The organism is Paenibacillus sp. alder61, from assembly GCF_020179875.1.
GTDB classification, from domain to species: Bacteria; Bacillota; Bacilli; order Paenibacillales; family Paenibacillaceae; genus Fontibacillus; species Fontibacillus faecis.
The window spans coordinates 100,166-116,182 of record NZ_JAIUDG010000012.1; the positions used below are offsets into that span (position 1 = coordinate 100,166).

The following is a 16,017-nucleotide window of genomic DNA, read 5'->3' on the forward strand; positions in this document are numbered from 1 at the left end:
CACCTACCAACCACCCTTTTCATTTAATTCGTTCTTTGTACTTTATGGACGTTTGCGATATTAGGCGGTAGTTTGCTCGCCTTGGTTCGCTTCGATAACGGCATCCGCCATTTTGCTGGTAAGCAATTTAACCGCGCGGATCGCGTCGTCGTTACCAGGGATAACGTAGTCGATTTCGTCCGGATCGCAGTTGGTATCCACGATACCTACGATTGGGATGCCCAATTTGCGAGCTTCCGCAACGGCGATACGTTCTTTGCGAGGGTCAATAACGAAGAGTGCGCTAGGCAACCCTTTCATGTTCTTGATCCCGCCGAGGAATTTCTCGAGACGATCTTTCTCTTTGCGAAGAATAATAACTTCTTTCTTAGGCAGAACTTCGAATGTTCCGTCTTCTTCCCAAGTTTCGAGTTGTTTCAAACGGTCGATCCGCTTTTGGATCGTTTGGAAGTTGGTCAGCGTACCGCCGAGCCAGCGTTGGTTAATGTAGAATTGACCCGCGCGCTCAGCTTCTTCCTTCACGGAGTCTTGAGCTTGCTTCTTGGTGCCGACGAACAGGATGGTCCCGTTCTCTTCAGCTACGCTCTTAACGAAGTTGTAAGCTTCTTCTACTTTCTTGACCGTTTTTTGCAGGTCGATAATGTAAATACCGTTTCTTTCGGTGAAGATATAACGATCCATTTTCGGATTCCAACGACGTGTTTGGTGTCCGAAGTGAACCCCTGCTTCAAGCAGTTGTTTCATGGAGATTACTGCCATCTTCACGCACCTCCTAGTTTGGTTTTATTGTGATGCTTCCTCCGCAAGTGTCATCTTCCGTTAAGACTCCCAATGAGAGCACCCTTAACGAAATCAACCAGCGTGCGTTATAACACCGTCAATTAATATACCATAACTGAAAAATCGATGCAACCAGGGCCGCGGCTTTTCCGACAAATTTCATCTTCGCGTCCGGAGCCGCAAAAAAAGCTCCTTGTCAGGAGCTGGCGGACAGGTTTACTTCGCAGGAGGGGCCGTGATTTTCGAGATAATCGAGCCGATCTCTTCTCCCGGTTCGAACGTAAACGTGCCGGTCCGGATTTTGGTATTGATTTTCTTGCTCTTGGCTTCTTTCAAGAAGGCGGTTTTATCGGCGATGACCCCCGATTTCTCCAGCCCCTCCGCTACTCCCGAAAGGGTGCTCCCGGAGGAAATTTTGTAGGTCACTGTCGTTTTTTGAGGAGCTTGGGGTTTGACCGGGGTTTCGGTCTTTGGCGCAGCCGTCTCACCCGGAGGTTTGGACGCTTCGGGCGCTTTCGAAGTTTCCGGGGTTTTTGAAGTTTCGGGTTGAACCGGCTGTTCCGGAGTCCCCGGGGCATTCGGCGTTTTCGGCTGCTTTGGCGAATCCGCCTGTTGTTCCCCGGCGGTTCCTTCGCCTTCCCCCTTCGCCTTCCACTCCTCCTCGGTCAGTAGCTCCTGGTCCGCTTCCACGACTTTCAAATTCAAAAGAGCCGCCGCCTGTTCGACCTCCGCCTTGGTCCGCAATTTTCCCGTCCCTTGACCGATCATCATCAACTGCAGCAGCAAGGCGCCCGCAATGAGTCCCGCGCCCAGCCCCATCATAAACTGGCGGTTTCGGATCATCGGGATTCCTCCCTTTTGGCCAATTGCAAAATCAACTGGACTTCCCCTCTTTGTATGCCTACCGATTTGGCGATCATGTCCATCGATTTCCCTTGCTCATACAAATGAAACAGCTCGGGATATCGATCCCGTACCGACTCCGTCCGAGCCGCCTCTTCGGGCATCGTCTCCACAGCCGCTGCGGGTTCGGCTTGAACAACGGCGATCTCGGGCGTTCGTGCGGCCGGAAGGTCCGCTGCTGCGATCTCGCTCTTCGGTTCGCTCGCGGTTTCCGCCGGCCGAGACGGAGCTGCGGACAACTGCTGATCCAGCGCATCCAGCCGGGATTTGTACTGAAGCGCGTTCTGCTCCACTTCCACCAAGCGCTTGCGCAGCTCGACAAGCTGCTCCTGCTGGGCAAGCTGCTTGGCGGCGAAGTCCTGCTTCATCCCGGCTATCAAATCGATAAGCTCCTCGTTTTCCTTTTCAATCTCCGACATAAACTGCTCCAGCGTAGCTTCCAGTTCCGAGGCGCTGCCCGGGGAAGACGGCTGGGTCGCCTTCCGGCCGGGGAGAAGAAGCGCATAAACGAGGGCGGCGGCTCCCAGCAATACAATATAAAACCATGGGTCTCCAAATGACAATGTAATCCTCACCTTTGATGTTTAAATAAGTACGTATTAGCGTCTTGCCCGGTGGGCTAAGCGGAAAATGGCCGCTACAGAGACAAATCGATATGACGGCCCTTAAAGGGATGTTCGGCGGGGTGCTCTTTTTCCTGCTCCTCCTGCTGTTCACCCTGCGGCGACTGCTGCTGCCGCTGTTGGTCCGGGGAATGGCCCTCGCGTTTTATTTTTGTATTGTGTGCGCTTTCGTCAATGTTGGCGCTCCGCTGGCGTTCAAGCTCCCGCTCCTTAATATTTTCCGCAGAGAGCAGGTTTTGATCGATGACAGGGCGTTGCTGATTCTCCTGTTGAATCCGTCCGGCTTCATTGGTCCGGGGTACCGCGATCTGCATTTCTACGGCTTTCAAATTCATGGAATCACCTCATCGCTAGGATTATGGCCGCCCTTAAATGTTCGACATAACGAAAAGCTGGTTATCACTAGACATATGCAGCCATCGTGATATCCCCGTCGTTAAAGTAAAACGACATACGGGACAAAGGTTCCTTAATGTACTTCGTGTACCGTCCGATGACGATCCTGGACCCGCCATAGATCGTTTTAAGGACATCCACCCGCGCCCGAACCGTTTCTTCAAGCGTTTTTTCAATCGTCAGCATCCGCTCTTTCAGTTCGTTCATTTCCTGAATGTTCGATTTTTTGGTCATATTCAACTTGGAGCGCATCTCTACCTTCTCCGGGGTCAGCTTCCCTAACGAAGCGAGTTGGTCCAGCAGGGACAGCGCTTTTTCCGACTTTTCGAGATTCGCCATAATGTCTTTGACCTTCTGCCGGAGCTCCATCAGCTCATTCCGGAGTTCGGGGAGTACACCGACTTCTATGGAGGTCGTCGTCGACATCGGATTGCCGATCACCCGGGCGATCACCCGTTCACCGGCCTGAATGCTGCCGCCTACGATCAAACCTTTGGTACCGTTGCAAACAACGTCGCGCCCCGCGCGGATATTCGAATGCATAATGCTTTGACTGACGATGATATCCTCACCGGCCACTACATTCCCGTCTTGAATAAAGGAGCTTTTGATGGAATGGCCCGCTTTAACCAGCCCTTTATTGTAACCGATAATTCCCCCGGTAATTTCGATGGAGCCTTCCGAATACAGCTCGGCTCCCTCAACGCCGCCGACAACACGAATATCCCCGGCAGCACTGACTTTAAAACCCGTCAGTACATTCCCGCGGATGACGACCGTGCCGACAAAATCGATATTTCCCGTACTGTAGTCGACGTCCCCGTTCACTTCGTAAACCGGGAATACATTTAACTTCCCTTTGTCGGTCATGGTGACCAAACCGTCAATCGCCGCGTACATGGCGGTTTGATCGGGGCTCAGCACCACATTCTTCCCGATTTTGAATCTGGCTTCCTTCCCGGATTTGTTGGGGATCGATTCCCCTGTTACCGCCGTTCCGGGGCGTCCGGGAAGCGGAGGAACTAGTTCGGCGATAAGCTGTCCTTTCCGGACATTGTTCAAACGAGTAATTTCTTTATAGTCCACCTTACCGTCATCCGTCTCCAGAGGTTGGTACCGTACATCTTCAAGCGGGACGGAATAGCGGATCTTTCCATCCTCCCCGGGCTCCGGATCCAAACCGATGGCGATCGGGGTTTTACTGAAGAAATATTCTCTGGGATTGATAGCGAACCGCTCGACAATATCGTCCTGAATCCCGTACTTGATGCCGTGGTGATGCAAAAATTGATATAAAGCATCCTTGGTACAGGAAAAATTTTCGTCTTTTTGGGTAAACTGCAGATAAGCGACGGTTTTATCATCATTAAAGGTGACGCTAAGAAGTTTCCCTAAATCGGCCGTAAATTCCATGTTTCGTTCCTCCTTCCATCTTCATAATTCAATTGGTCTGCACACCTAGTCTTCTCTCATCAGCAAGTCGCGCTGCTTGTCCAAGGTGCCGCGGAGCCGCAAAATCGCTTTGGAGTGAAGCTGGGAGATCCGGGATGGCGACAAGGACATCACCTCCGCAATCTCACTCAGCGATAGATCTTCATAATATAACAGAGAGACGACGGTCCGTTCCTTCTCGGTTAATTTTTCGATTCCCTTGGCCAGCGATTCGCGCAAAAAATGCTCCTGTACTTTATAATCCGGATTTTTGGCCTTATCGTCAACAAGCAAAGTGAGCCGAGTCTCCGATTCCTCTTCACGAATCGGATCCTCCAAAGAGCAGAGGGTCATGACGGCCACTTCCTGCAGCATGCTCTGGAACTCTTTCTCGCTGATATGCAAGTGCTTGCTCATTTCCGCGTCGGTGACGGACCGGAGATATTGCTGCTCCAATTGCTGGTATCCTTCTTCAATCTTCTTGGCTTTCTCTCTTACGGAACGGGGAACCCAGTCCCCTTGGCGCAATCCGTCCAAGATCGCCCCCCTGACCCTCCAGGAAGCATAGGTTTCGAACTGAAGGCCGCGCTTATAGTCGAATTTTTCGACCGCATCAATCAGTCCCATCACCCCATTGCTGGACAAATCATCCTTGGAAACGTTCTTGGGCAGACCTACGGCCAGACGTCCCGAAACGTAGTCGACAATATGCAGATACTTCTCGATAAGTTGTTTCTTGGCCTCCAAATCGCCGTGTTCCTTCCAACGCTCCCAAACATCGGCATAATTTAGAGTGGATGTCTTCCGCTCGTTCAATTGCCTCCACCCTCCTTATTTGTCTGTCAGGTGACGAACGACCTTAGCCAGCTCTTCAGGATCTTTATCGTCAAGTGTCTTTACTAATTTTGGCGGATTCAATGGTGTAAACTCTTGAGTCTGTGACTGGTCCTTTGGTGTTTGTTTCAACAAATCGTTTAATTCTTCACTTTGATCCGGTGTCGTAAGGTCGAGACTGGCACCTTTATCCTGTTCCTTAAGCGCGTCCGTAAGGTCTCTGACATCAGGCCGCGGCTCCTGTTCTTTGAGGAAGGTTATAACCCAGTTTGCCGCAAAAGCGAGCAAGAACCATACGGCGAACGCGATCAAGCCGCGGATAAAACTTGTCATAAACAAGTTATTGCCAGCCGATACCGCATAGGTAATCAAAAAACCGATAAATCCGAATAGAAGATAATACCCCAATTTTCCTGACATGGCTACAATTCCTTTATACCCATTTGTACACTGCGTATGAATAAAATACCCGTTTCACAATCCAATTCAATCGTTCTTCCATAATTACCGCCCGTATCTTCCGCCACCAGCGGTATACCGAGTTCGTTTAGCATCACTTTACACGATTCCACATTTCTCGGGCCGATTCTCATGGAATCCCCTTTGCCCGCAAAAGTAAACATCTGGGAGCCTCCGGCCATTTTGGCGATCAGGCGGCTCTTCGTTACGCCAAGCTCCGAAAGCCTGCGCACAAGCTCAGGCAGTGCGGTATCTGCATACTTGGCCAAATTGAGCGCCCCTTCCCTCGCGATTTCCGAGGAAGGAAGCATCACATGGGCAAGACCGGCTACCTTCAGCATCGGATCGAACAATGTGACCCCGACACATGATCCTAGCCCCGTGGTGCGGATTAACCCCTGTCCGCGAATCACGTTCAAATCCGCCATTCCCACTTTCACAATGTGCTGCTCATCAATCATGACGGGTCGGAACTCCTAGAGCGGTAAATATTTTATCGAAGGACTCGGGGTCTGGAATCAGGAAAAACTGTCCTTCGACTTCATGCTGACCTTCAATAAAAGTGGTATCGATCAGAAGGGCGGAGTCGCCCATCTCTCCGAACTGCAGCAGACCGTAGCTTAAAATCGCGCCGGCCATATCCAAAGCGAGCGCCGGTACGGTCGGAGTCATGGCCAACGAGGTGAAATCGGCCAGCGAGGAAATGTACGACCCCGCCAAGATGTTCCCGATTTCCGAGAGCGCGGACCATTCCATCTCCGAGAAACTTTCCTCGCTCTCGACCTCGATACCCGCCAGCCGGTGAAGCAGCTTCTTCGCCGCTTCGGGGCTCAGAATGAAGAACAGGTTGCTCGGCGTGTCTCCTTCCACCCGGAAGAAGATCGCCAGTACAATACGCTCCGCGCCGCCCACTCGCTCCGCAATCGCTTCAAACGGCAGCATCTGGACTTTGGGAACCGCCATGTCGATCGGCTTGTCCAGCAGTTTGGATAAAGCGGTCGCCGCGTTTCCGGCACCGATATTGCCGACCTCTTTGAGAACGTCCATTTTGAATTCCGCAAAGTCCTTAAACAGATCCACCGCTTATCCCTCTAAACTTTCCAATTGGATAATTTCACTGCGATTCAATACCTCGGACAGATTCAGCATCACCAGCAGGCGCTCATCGGACAAGCGCGCCACGCCTTGAAGATATTTGGCTTTGACGCCGCCGACCACATCCGGCGGCGTGTCGATCGAATCCGTATTCAAATCGATGACATCGTTGGCCGAATCCACGATAAAACCGACTTCCATTTCATTGGCCGCGACGATAATAATCCGGGTCTGGTCGGTATACTCAGCCTCCGGCAAACCAAACCGGCCCCGCAGATCGATGACCGGGATAACGACCCCGCGCAGGTTGATAACGCCTTTGACAAACGAGAACGTTTTAGGCACGCGCGTAATCGGCATCATCCGCTCGATCGTTTGGACCTTGTCCACATCAATGCCATACTCTTCATGCCCCAGTTTAAACACGATTACTTTTAATTCTTCTCCCATGAAAATCCCTCCTTAAATGGTCCCGTCCGGATGATCGACCGCTCCAGCCCGGGCGAAAAAGCAAGCAGCATTATTTTATGAATGAATTCGGATCGATGATTAAGGCGACTTGCCCGTCTCCCAGGATCGTAGCGCCCGCTACGCCCTGAATGGCAGGAAGATACTTTCCGAGATTTTTAATGACGATTTCGTTTTGCCCGATGAAATCCTCCACCGTCAAGGCCGCCAGGCGGTCCCCTTTGCGAATGACGACGATTTCCGTTTCCTCCTCGCCGCTTTCGTCAAAATCGCTGACTTCAAACAGCTGAGCCAGTGACAGCAGCGGAATATGGGCATCCCGGTAAGGAACCATCGTATAGCCATGAACTTGCCGGATTTGCTCGCGCTTGATCAACCCGGTTTCCACGATGGAAGATAGCGGAATAGCGTATTTTTCCGACCCGACTTTGATCAGCATCGCCGAGATAATCGACAATGTCAGCGGAAGCTGTACCGAGAACTTCGTGCCTTTGCCCAAAGTGGATTGTACCGAAACGACTCCGCTTAAGGATTCGATTTTCGTTTTGACGACATCCAGACCTACGCCGCGTCCGGAAATGTCGGAAATCACTTCCGCCGTACTGAACCCTGGAGCGAATAACAGCATATACACCTGCTCGTCGCTCAGCGTCGCGGCTTCGGCTTCCGTAACCACACCGTTTTTGAGCGCCTTCGCCAATACTTTGTCGCGGTCTATGCCGTGTCCGTCGTCTTCGATCTCGATGAATACGTGGTTTCCGCTGTGGAACGCCCGCAAGTTCACCGTTCCGGTTTCCGGTTTCCCGGAAGCGATTCGCTCCGCCGTCGGCTCCACCCCATGGTCAACCGCGTTTCGCAGCAGGTGAACAAGCGGATCGCCGATCTCGTCGATCACCGTGCGATCCAGTTCCGTCTCGGCGCCGGTAATGATCAGATCGATTTTTTTGTCGAGTGATTTGGCCAAGTCGCGAACCATCCGCGGAAAGCGGTTAAAGACGGTATCGATCGGAACCATCCGCAGCTTAAGTACGATATTTTGCAGATCGCTGCCGACCCTGCTCATATGCTCCACCGTTTCGGTCAAATCGGAGCGTTTAACTTCATACGCCAACTGTTCCATGCGAGACCGATCGATCAGCAGCTCGCTGAGGAGATTCATCAGGACGTCGAGCCGATCGATATCGACGCGAATGGTCCGCGACGGTGCGGCCGCCGTTCCCGAAGGCTTGGCGGCGGCTTTGGTCGGCTCCGCTTTCGGTTGCTTCGCTGGCGCTGCATTCGGAACCGGCTCTGTCGCGGCAGGTTCGACCACCGCGGACGCCGCAGCGGTCTCCTTGGCTCCCGAATTCAGTTGTCCCAATGTCTCATGATCCAAAACGACCACTTGGGCCGAGTCGATTTCCGACAGATTCATGATCATGCTTTGCAGTTCGCCGGCTTCTTTCTGGGTTATGTAATAGAGAGAAAAGCTGCGGTCGAATTGTTCCTGCTCGATTTCCTGGACCGAAGGATGCGATTTAACGACTTCTCCGTACCGTTCGAGCAGGTCGAATACCAGGTAGGCTCTGGCCGCTTTCAATTGGCAGTCTTCCCGGATCGCCACTTCAAGGTACATCACCTTGTGGCCTTCGGAAATGGATTGCTCCAAAACGGAGTACTGGAATTCATCCAGTTGAATCGCCGTCCCGGCTCCCCCGGAAGCATCCGCCGTAACGCCCGATCCCGCTCCGGGACTTCCGCCAGCCGGGGCCATGTCTCCGCGCACGATCGCCTGCAGATTCGCCACGATCGAGCTCACGTCGGCCTTTCCCTCACCGCCCTGCATAATGTCCTGAACCATGGACTGCAGAGCATCCAAGCTTTGGAACAGGGTATCGAAAATAAACTCCTGCATCTTCAGCTTTTCGTTTCGTACCAGATCCAGCACATTTTCCATCTGGTGCGTCAGGGAGGAAAGATCCTCAAATCCCATGGTGGCAGCCATCCCTTTCAGGGTATGGGCCGAGCGGAAAATAACCTGAACGATGCTCAAATCCTCCGGGTTGTTTTCCAACTCAAGCATATTTTCGTTTAGTGACTGTAAATGATCATTGGACTCATCGATAAACATGGATAAATATTGGTTCATGTCCATGGTGAGGCACCTCCTTCAAGAGATTCCGTTTATTTCACATCTTGTGCAAGCTTGGGGCCGATTTCGTGCAACGGGAGAATCCGGCTGACGCAGCCAAGTTCGATGGCCGACCTCGGCATGCCGTATACGACGCAGGTTTCTTCGCTTTCGGCTATCGTCGAGGAAACGCCGGAATCGTACAATAACTTCATGCTTCTCGCCCCGTCGCTCCCCATCCCGGTAAGAAGAACAACATGTCGTTTCAGCGAGGTCAGGGGAAGCAAAGATTCGTACATCACGTCAACGGACGGCCGATGCCCGTTGCGCAGCCCCTGCTTCGATAACGATACCTTGTAACTTCCGTCCGTACCCGAGACGACATGTAGATGAAATCCTCCGGGCGCGATATAAGCGGTCCCGGCCTGCAGCGCCATGCCCTCCTCGGCCTCCACCACGGTCAGAGCACTCAAGCTGTTCAGTCGCTGAGCCAGTGATTTGGTGAAATTCGGCGGCATATGCTGTACGATGACAACCGGTGCCGGAAAATCGGCAGGCAGCTTCTCCAGCACCGCCTTCAAAGCTTTAGGTCCGCCGGTTGAAGTTCCGATCGCCACCAGGTCGGTAAACGACGTTCGTCTCCGCGGCGGCGAAGGCGGCGTTTTCGCAGCCGCCGCGTTCGGCTCTATGTCCGATGCCGGCTTCACAGGCCGATCGCTTTCGCTTTGCCGCTTCACCTTCGGCTTTAACGGCTCCAAAGGAGCAGCGGATGCCGAAGCCCGCTTCGAACGATCCGCGGCGTCCCCAAGGTCGGAAGCCTTCCGCATCGTTCGCTTCGTATCTCGCTTCACGTCTTCCTTGGCCGCGGCGGCCTGCTCCGCTCCCGAACGCCAGCCCTCTTGCTCCGCCTTAGGTTTCGGCGGGACGATAGCCGCTTTTGGAATTTGGATTTGCCGTGACGGAGGAGTCTCCACTTCCAGCTCTTTAAGCTGCAGCGTCTTCTCCCTGGCCAGCTTACGTTCTTTGGCCGTCATGGCCGCCCGTATTTGCTCCCGTAGATCCCGCCCGACCTGCTTGATATCATGGGAACTTGTCGTCGCGGAGGGCTTCCGAATAAAATCGAAAGCACCGAGCTCCAGGGCCATGATCGTTTCCCGCATCCCTTGTTCATTGATCCCGGACAGCATGATCACGGGAAGCGGATGTTCCTTCATAATCCGTTTTAAAGCCTCCAGCCCGTTCATCTCCGGCATCTCGACATCCATGGTCATCAGATCCGGTGAGACCGAACCGATCTTTTCGATGGCTTCCCGTCCGTTCGCGGCCGTTCCGCTTACTTCAAAGTCCGGATCCTGTTCGATTAAATCCGATATGATTTTTCGCATAAACGCCGAATCGTCAACCACCATTACCCGATAAGGCATATTCCGTTCCACTCCTGTCCTTTATGCAGAATCATTTTGCTCGTCTTAACCATTTGTGCACAAACCCTTTGATTCCTGACAAAGTTTCATTAGACCTTTCTCGTGGAACATCCATATACTTCATGGCCAACCTCTTGATATCCCTAGAGGCGGCGCAGCCGGGAAAAGCGGCCGAAAACGGAACCTGCTTCTTCACCGCCTGCATAACGTGGGAATCATCGCTCAAGTACCCCAGTGTCGGGATATCCAGATTCAAAAACTGCTTGGCGACCAAGGAGATTTTGTCCGCAACCTGCCTGGCCTCTCCCTCTCCGTTGACCCGGTTGATCACCAGGCTGAACCCCACATCGGAATCTATCCCGTGAACTACTTTGATTAAAGCGTAGGCATCGGTAATCGACGTAGGTTCAGGGGTCGTGACTATGAAACAGTCATCGGCCGAAGTAATGAATTTCAGCGTCTCTTTGGAAAGTCCGGCTCCCGTATCAAAAATGATATATTCCATTTCATCGGAAATGCGTTCAATCTGGGAAGTAAAATAATCCAGATCGCTCTCCGACAAACTGAATAAGTCCGCCATTCCCGAACCGCCGGCGATAAAAGGGACCCCTTGTGTCCCCAATTCGACGATTTCCGAAATGTCCCTCTCGCCTTTAAGCAGATGATACAGGCTGTATCTTGGGCGCACCCCCATCAACACGTCGATATTCGCCATTCCGATATCCGCATCGAAGATGAGCACTTTGCGGCCCAGCGATTTCAAAGCAAGCGCAAAGTTTAAGGAAAAGTTTGATTTCCCGACCCCGCCTTTGCCGCTCGTCACCGTGATGATCCGGGCCGGGGTGCGGATTCTGGCCTGATCGGCAAGCTTCTCGCGCAATGAAACCAAATTCCTCAGTGATTGGGCCTGGTCATTCATGAGGGACGATCTCCCAAGATCAGATTAAGCAGCAGGTCCTGATTCGCGGACAACAAATCATCGGGTACGTTTTGTCCATTGGCGATATAAGAAACCCTAAGCGGATATTCCTCCAGCAAATTGTACATGGGCCCCACGCTCTCGGTCTCGTCCAACTTGGTAAAAATCACTTTATCCAGTCCATAGCGGCTGAAATGTTCGGTAATCTTCTTCATATCCTGCGTTTTGGAAGTCAGGCTCAAAACCAGGTAGGTTTCGCTTTTCTCATGAGGGCTGAGCAAACTGTGAAGCTCGGCGACATGGATCTCGTTCAGATAGTTTCTTCCGGCGGTATCCATGAGAATAAGGTCGCAGTAGGAAAGCCGCTGCATCGCCCTCTGCACGTCTCCCGGCGATTGAACAACTTCGAGCGGCACGTTCAAGATCGATGAGTAGGTTCGCAATTGTTCAATCGCCGAAATCCGATACGTATCCGCCGTGATAAAGCCCACTTTTTTCTGGGCTCGAAAGATTTGATCGGCGGCAAGCTTGGCGATCGTCGTCGTTTTGCCGACACCCGTGGGACCGGCGATGTAAACGATTTTCGTCTCATCCCGGATCCCCTCTCCGACGCGATCGGCGAGGAAGTCCGCGGCCGCTTCCCGGACTTTAAGCGCCAGCGAATCCGGCGCCGCCGTCTTGCCGGAATCGATCCACTCCTGGTAAGCGGCATCGATCCATTTGTCGATCAGCTCCGGCGAAATTTCCTGGTCCGCAAGCTTTTGCTTGAGCTCCGGCAAAGGTTCGGGAAGCTCGCGGTTTTCATGCTGCTGCCTCGCCAGTTGGCCGATCCAGGACTTCATCTCCCGCAATTCTTCCAGAAGCCGTTCTTCCTTTGAATGCATCGGCTGGGCCCCCGTTAACGGCGGTGAAGAAGGCGGGTCGTCGATTTCCCGGCGGGCCTGCCGGATCGCCTCATCCCAGCGGCTGGCGGCCGTCTGCTCTTCAGCCTCCCGGATGTCTGCCGAAAGCGGGGAAGGATTGGGCGGCGGTGAAGAAGGCGGCTCGGCTAAGGGAGCCCCCGCTGGCTGCCTTTCCGCAACCTCCCTTCGCGGCGGCGTCGCCGCAGGGGGCGCGGTTTCGTCCGTTGAGGAAGCCGCAGCGGAATTCAAGGCCTGCGAGGACTTGCGGTAGGCCTCAGGTACCGCTTGTCTGGCAACGGGAGCCGCAGGCGGCCGCACAGGCCTTGGCTGCGGCTTCGCCGCAGCCGGGACATCCTCTTCGCCCTCCGAAGCGGCTATGACTTCGATTTTCTTTTTCCCGAACATGCCCAGAAACCCGCCGACCTTCAAGTCCTTCGTACTTAAAATTACGGCATTGGCACCCAGCTCTGTGCGTATTTTGGCCATCGCGTCAGGCATCGTGTCGACGATATAACGCTTCACTCTCATAAGTTCACCACTCCGACACTTTGAATTTCAACATTCGGCTCAAGCTCACTATACGACAGCACCGGGATATCCTGCATACTTCTTTCAATAATTTGACGCAAATACATCCGGATGGTCGGTGATGTCAGAACGATAGGCTGCTGACCGGATTGCAAAAGACGGTTGATTTGTTCGGAAAGCTTCTGAAACAAGGTTTGGGTAGATACCGGATCCAGCGCCAGGAAACTCCCCTGTTCGGTTTGCTGGACACTTTCCGCGATTTTTTTCTCCAGCGTAGGACCTACCGTAATCACGCGCATCGTTTCCCCTTGCTGGGTATACTGCTGCGTAATTTGCCGGGACAAAGCCTGTCTCACATATTCCGTGAGAACGTCCGGGTCTTTCGTATATGTCCCGTAATCGGCCAAGGTTTCGAAGATCGTCACCAGATCCCGAATCGAAATTTTCTCGCGAAGCAGTTTGGCCAGCACCTTCTGAACATCCCCGATCGAAAGCACCGAAGGAATCAATTCATCGACAAGCACGGCATAACTCTCTCTGAGATTGTCGACCAGAGCCTTCGTTTCTTGACGTCCAAGCAGTTCATGGGCGTGCTTTTTGATCAGTTCCGTCAAATGCGTCGCAACCACCGACGGCGGATCCACGACCGTGTAGCCGGATAACTCGGCTCTATCCTTCGTGGATTCATCGATCCAGAGGGCCGGAAGACCGAAGGCGGGCTCCTGGGTCTCAATACCCGTTATCGTGTCGTCATCCATCCCTGGACTCATCGCCAAATAGTGATTAAGTAATAATTCACCGCCGCCGACGAGATTTCCTTTAATTTTGATCACATATTCATTAGGTTTTAGTTGAATATTGTCCCGAATTCGAATCACCGGTACGACCAGACCCAATTCCAGCGCGCACTGCCGGCGGATCATGATGATCCGGTCAAGCAAATCCCCGCCTTGCCCCGTGTCCGCCAGTGGAATCAGACCGTAACCGAATTCGAATTCGATCGGATCGACCTGAAGCAAATTGATAACACTTTCGGGACTCCGCACCTCTTCGATCTGCTGCTCCTCCTCCTGAATCTCCTGCTGAATCGCCTTGAGGTTCATGTTTTTCTGCATCCGCCGTCCGGCAAACACCAACAGTCCGGCAAAAGGAAGGGTGGTCCATGGTCCGATAGGGGTAAAAAGTCCTAAAAGGGTAAGGGTGCCGGCCACAATATAGATCAGTTTCGGGTAGGTGAACAATTGCCCCGTGATGTCTTCGGCCAGGTTCCCTTCGGAGGAAGCCCGCGTCACGATCAGACCGGCGGCGGTCGAAATCAGCAAAGCGGGAATCTGGCTGACCAAGCCGTCACCGATCGTCAGGATCGAATAAGTGGAGAGCGCTTTATCAAACGCCATGCCATGAATCGACATCCCGATAATAAAACCGCCGATCAGGTTGATCAGCAAAATAATGATACTGGCGATCGCATCGCCCTTGACGAATTTACTCGCCCCGTCCATCGCGCCGTAGAAGTCGGCTTCGCGTTCGATTTTGGTCCGCCGTTCGCGGGCCTGCTGCTCATTGATCAGCCCCGCGTTCAAGTCGGCATCGATACTCATCTGTTTCCCCGGCATCGCGTCGAGGGTGAACCGCGCCGCTACCTCGGCCACGCGCTCCGAACCCTTCGTGATAACGATAAACTGAACGACCACGAGAATCAGAAACACGATAAAACCGACGACGGGCTGCCCCTGGGAAACCCATGAACCGAATGTGGCGACAACGTCACCGGCTTCGGCATGTCCCAAAATCAGTTTGGTCGTCGACACGTTCAGCGCCAGCCGGAACAATGTGGTGATCAACAGCATCGCCGGGAAGATGGAGAACTGCAGCGCCTCCTTGGTGTTCATCGCGACAAGCAAAATCATGAGAGCAATCGATATATTAATAATAAGAAGAATATCCAAAAGCAACGGCGGGATCGGGACGATCATTAGTAGAACAATACCGATAATGCCGACTAGGATGAATAGATCTTTATACTTCTTCACCGGTTCTTCCTCCGATCCCGATCTTATTTCACTTTGCCTTGCAATTTATATACATACGCAAGCACTTCGGCTACAGCCTGGAACAAATCCCCGGGGATCGTATCCCCGATCTCGGCTCTCTGGAACAGCGCCCGTGCCAGCGGCTTGTTTTCAATCGTCACAACGCCATGCTCCTTCGCGATCTCCTTAATCCGCAGGGCGACGAAATCCTGCCCCTTGGCGATGACCTGGGGAGCTTCCATTTGCGTTCCGTCGTACTTCAAGGCAACGGCGAAATGCGTCGGGTTGGTAATGATGACATCCGCTTTGGGCACCTCCTGCATCATTCGTTGCAGGGCCATCCGGCGTTGTCGTTCCCTGATTTTCCCTTTGATCAGCGGGTCGCCTTCCATTTTTTTATATTCGTCCTTAATGTCCTGCTTGGACATCTTCAAACTTTTTTCGTGCTCGTACCGTTGGTACATATAATCGAGCACCGCCAGGACTAACAGCGCCGCGGCGATTTTAATCCCCAAATTCATCGTAATTTTTGCCGTAAAATGAAATGCTTCCTCCACCGGGACCTTGCCTAACGCGGCGATGCTGCTCCTTGCCCCCCAAATGGTGGAATATACGAGATAGCCGATAATCACAAGTTTAAAAACCGATTTCAGAAATTCGACAAGCGCATGCATGGAGAAGATCTTTTTAAACCCCTGGATGGGACTCAGTTTGCTGAATTTCATCTTAAGCGGTTCCCCGGTAAGCAGAAAGCCGACTTGCGCATAATTGGCGATCACGCCCATAACGACGACGACCAGAAAGACAGGGGCGAGCAGCAACAAAATTTGCACCCCGTAATCCCCCAGCATCACCATGACGTTCTCCTTCGTCACATCGGTCGTAAGCCTGTGATAGAAAACGTCGCTGAACAGGGCGACGAGCCGTTCCTTGATATAGGCGCCGAAAGCCATCAGGCACATAAATGTGGCCAGCAGAATGAGCGCGCCGGAAACCTCCTGACTCTTGGCCACCTGACCTTTTTTTCTCGCGTCCTGACGTTTTTTGGGTGTCGCTTTCTCCGTCTTCTCTCCGGCAAACATCTGCAAATCGAGGCTGTACCGATAGATCAT

The 16,017-nt window shown here is 52.9% G+C and carries 16 protein-coding genes; all 16 read right to left on the reverse strand.

All coding sequences use genetic code 11. The annotated features are described in order from the left end of the window. Window positions 1–60: 60 nt before the first annotated feature. The 16 genes from rpsB to flhB all read right to left on the reverse strand — a co-directional run bounded on the left by rpsB (window position 61) and on the right by flhB (window position 16,017). Entirely contained in the window at window positions 61–759 is a 699-nt protein-coding gene (gene rpsB / locus LBW89_RS14280; protein WP_148449811.1) for a 30S ribosomal protein S2, read from the reverse strand. Between the two features lie 237 nt (window positions 760–996). Next, window positions 997–1,623 carry an endolytic transglycosylase MltG gene (locus LBW89_RS14285; protein WP_148449812.1) on the reverse strand — a complete coding sequence of 209 codons (627 nt, stop codon included), beginning with the start codon at window positions 1,621–1,623 and terminating at the stop codon, window positions 997–999. Continuing rightward, window positions 1,620–2,246, reverse strand: a complete 627-nt coding sequence (locus LBW89_RS14290) for a DUF6115 domain-containing protein (protein WP_148449813.1) — start codon at window positions 2,244–2,246, stop codon at window positions 1,620–1,622. The genes LBW89_RS14285 and LBW89_RS14290 overlap by 4 nt, the downstream gene beginning before the upstream one ends. A 74-nt stretch (window positions 2,247–2,320) precedes the next feature. Then, the gene (locus LBW89_RS14295; RefSeq protein ID WP_148449814.1) at window positions 2,321–2,641 is read right to left on the reverse strand and encodes a hypothetical protein; all 321 of its coding nucleotides are present in this window, start codon (window positions 2,639–2,641) and stop codon (window positions 2,321–2,323) included. A gap of 67 nt (window positions 2,642–2,708) precedes the next feature. Continuing rightward, entirely contained in the window at window positions 2,709–4,115 is a 1,407-nt protein-coding gene (locus tag LBW89_RS14300) for a DUF342 domain-containing protein (protein WP_148449815.1), read from the reverse strand. Between the two features lie 45 nt (window positions 4,116–4,160). After that, window positions 4,161–4,949 (reverse strand): FliA/WhiG family RNA polymerase sigma factor, encoded by a 789-nt coding sequence (locus LBW89_RS14305; protein ID WP_148449816.1) that lies wholly within the window; start codon window positions 4,947–4,949, stop codon window positions 4,161–4,163. 15 nt (window positions 4,950–4,964) lie between these two features. Continuing rightward, window positions 4,965–5,387: a hypothetical protein gene (locus tag LBW89_RS14310; protein ID WP_148449817.1), complete on the reverse strand. Its 423-nt coding sequence runs from the start codon at window positions 5,385–5,387 to the stop codon at window positions 4,965–4,967. 2 nt (window positions 5,388–5,389) lie between these two features. Beyond that, a complete protein-coding gene (locus LBW89_RS14315; protein WP_148449818.1) occupies window positions 5,390–5,887 on the reverse strand; it encodes a chemotaxis protein CheD in 498 nt (165 codons plus the stop codon). Further along, on the reverse strand, window positions 5,880–6,473 hold the full coding sequence (locus LBW89_RS14320; RefSeq protein WP_263639175.1) for a chemotaxis protein CheC: 594 nt from the start codon (window positions 6,471–6,473) through the stop codon (window positions 5,880–5,882). The genes LBW89_RS14315 and LBW89_RS14320 overlap by 8 nt, the downstream gene beginning before the upstream one ends. A gap of 36 nt (window positions 6,474–6,509) precedes the next feature. Next, window positions 6,510–6,971, reverse strand: coding sequence for a chemotaxis protein CheW (locus LBW89_RS14325; protein WP_148449820.1), 462 nt, complete (start codon window positions 6,969–6,971; stop codon window positions 6,510–6,512). A 70-nt stretch (window positions 6,972–7,041) separates the two neighbouring features. Next, a complete protein-coding gene (locus LBW89_RS14330) occupies window positions 7,042–9,123 on the reverse strand; it encodes a chemotaxis protein CheA (RefSeq protein ID WP_225039405.1) in 2,082 nt (693 codons plus the stop codon). A gap of 29 nt (window positions 9,124–9,152) precedes the next feature. Further along, window positions 9,153–10,523: a protein-glutamate methylesterase/protein-glutamine glutaminase gene (cheB, locus tag LBW89_RS14335; RefSeq protein ID WP_225039406.1), complete on the reverse strand. Its 1,371-nt coding sequence runs from the start codon at window positions 10,521–10,523 to the stop codon at window positions 9,153–9,155. 31 nt (window positions 10,524–10,554) lie between these two features. Further along, window positions 10,555–11,442, reverse strand: coding sequence for a MinD/ParA family protein (locus tag LBW89_RS14340; RefSeq protein ID WP_148449823.1), 888 nt, complete (start codon window positions 11,440–11,442; stop codon window positions 10,555–10,557). Beyond that, the gene (gene flhF, locus LBW89_RS14345; protein WP_225039407.1) at window positions 11,439–12,872 is read right to left on the reverse strand and encodes a flagellar biosynthesis protein FlhF; all 1,434 of its coding nucleotides are present in this window, start codon (window positions 12,870–12,872) and stop codon (window positions 11,439–11,441) included. Before flhF ends, LBW89_RS14340 begins: the two co-directional genes overlap by 4 nt. Continuing rightward, a complete protein-coding gene (flhA, locus tag LBW89_RS14350; RefSeq protein WP_148449825.1) occupies window positions 12,869–14,905 on the reverse strand; it encodes a flagellar biosynthesis protein FlhA in 2,037 nt (678 codons plus the stop codon). The genes flhF and flhA overlap by 4 nt, the downstream gene beginning before the upstream one ends. A gap of 23 nt (window positions 14,906–14,928) precedes the next feature. Then, entirely contained in the window at window positions 14,929–16,017 is a 1,089-nt protein-coding gene (flhB, locus tag LBW89_RS14355; protein ID WP_225039408.1) for a flagellar biosynthesis protein FlhB, read from the reverse strand.

What these genes read in the sequence shown, in the direction of transcription:
- rpsB (WP_148449811.1), bottom strand. Translation starts at nt 759, where the DNA reads ATGGCAGTAATCTCCATGAAACAACTGCTTGAAGCAGGGGTTCACTTC.
- LBW89_RS14285 (WP_148449812.1), bottom strand. Translation starts at nt 1,623, where the DNA reads ATGATCCGAAACCGCCAGTTTATGATGGGGCTGGGCGCGGGACTCATT.
- LBW89_RS14295 (WP_148449814.1), bottom strand. Translation starts at nt 2,641, where the DNA reads ATGAATTTGAAAGCCGTAGAAATGCAGATCGCGGTACCCCGGACCAAT.
- LBW89_RS14300 (WP_148449815.1), bottom strand. Translation starts at nt 4,115, where the DNA reads ATGGAATTTACGGCCGATTTAGGGAAACTTCTTAGCGTCACCTTTAAT.
- LBW89_RS14310 (WP_148449817.1), bottom strand. Translation starts at nt 5,387, where the DNA reads ATGTCAGGAAAATTGGGGTATTATCTTCTATTCGGATTTATCGGTTTT.
- LBW89_RS14315 (WP_148449818.1), bottom strand. Translation starts at nt 5,887, where the DNA reads ATGATTGATGAGCAGCACATTGTGAAAGTGGGAATGGCGGATTTGAAC.
- LBW89_RS14320 (WP_263639175.1), bottom strand. Translation starts at nt 6,473, where the DNA reads ATGGACGTTCTCAAAGAGGTCGGCAATATCGGTGCCGGAAACGCGGCG.
- LBW89_RS14325 (WP_148449820.1), bottom strand. Translation starts at nt 6,971, where the DNA reads ATGGGAGAAGAATTAAAAGTAATCGTGTTTAAACTGGGGCATGAAGAG.
- LBW89_RS14330 (WP_225039405.1), bottom strand. Translation starts at nt 9,123, where the DNA reads ATGGACATGAACCAATATTTATCCATGTTTATCGATGAGTCCAATGAT.
- cheB (WP_225039406.1), bottom strand. Translation starts at nt 10,523, where the DNA reads ATGCCTTATCGGGTAATGGTGGTTGACGATTCGGCGTTTATGCGAAAA.
- LBW89_RS14340 (WP_148449823.1), bottom strand. Translation starts at nt 11,442, where the DNA reads ATGAATGACCAGGCCCAATCACTGAGGAATTTGGTTTCATTGCGCGAG.
- flhF (WP_225039407.1), bottom strand. Translation starts at nt 12,872, where the DNA reads ATGAGAGTGAAGCGTTATATCGTCGACACGATGCCTGACGCGATGGCC.
- flhB (WP_225039408.1), bottom strand. Translation starts at nt 16,017, where the DNA reads ATGATCTATCGGTACAGCCTCGATTTGCAGATGTTTGCCGGAGAGAAG.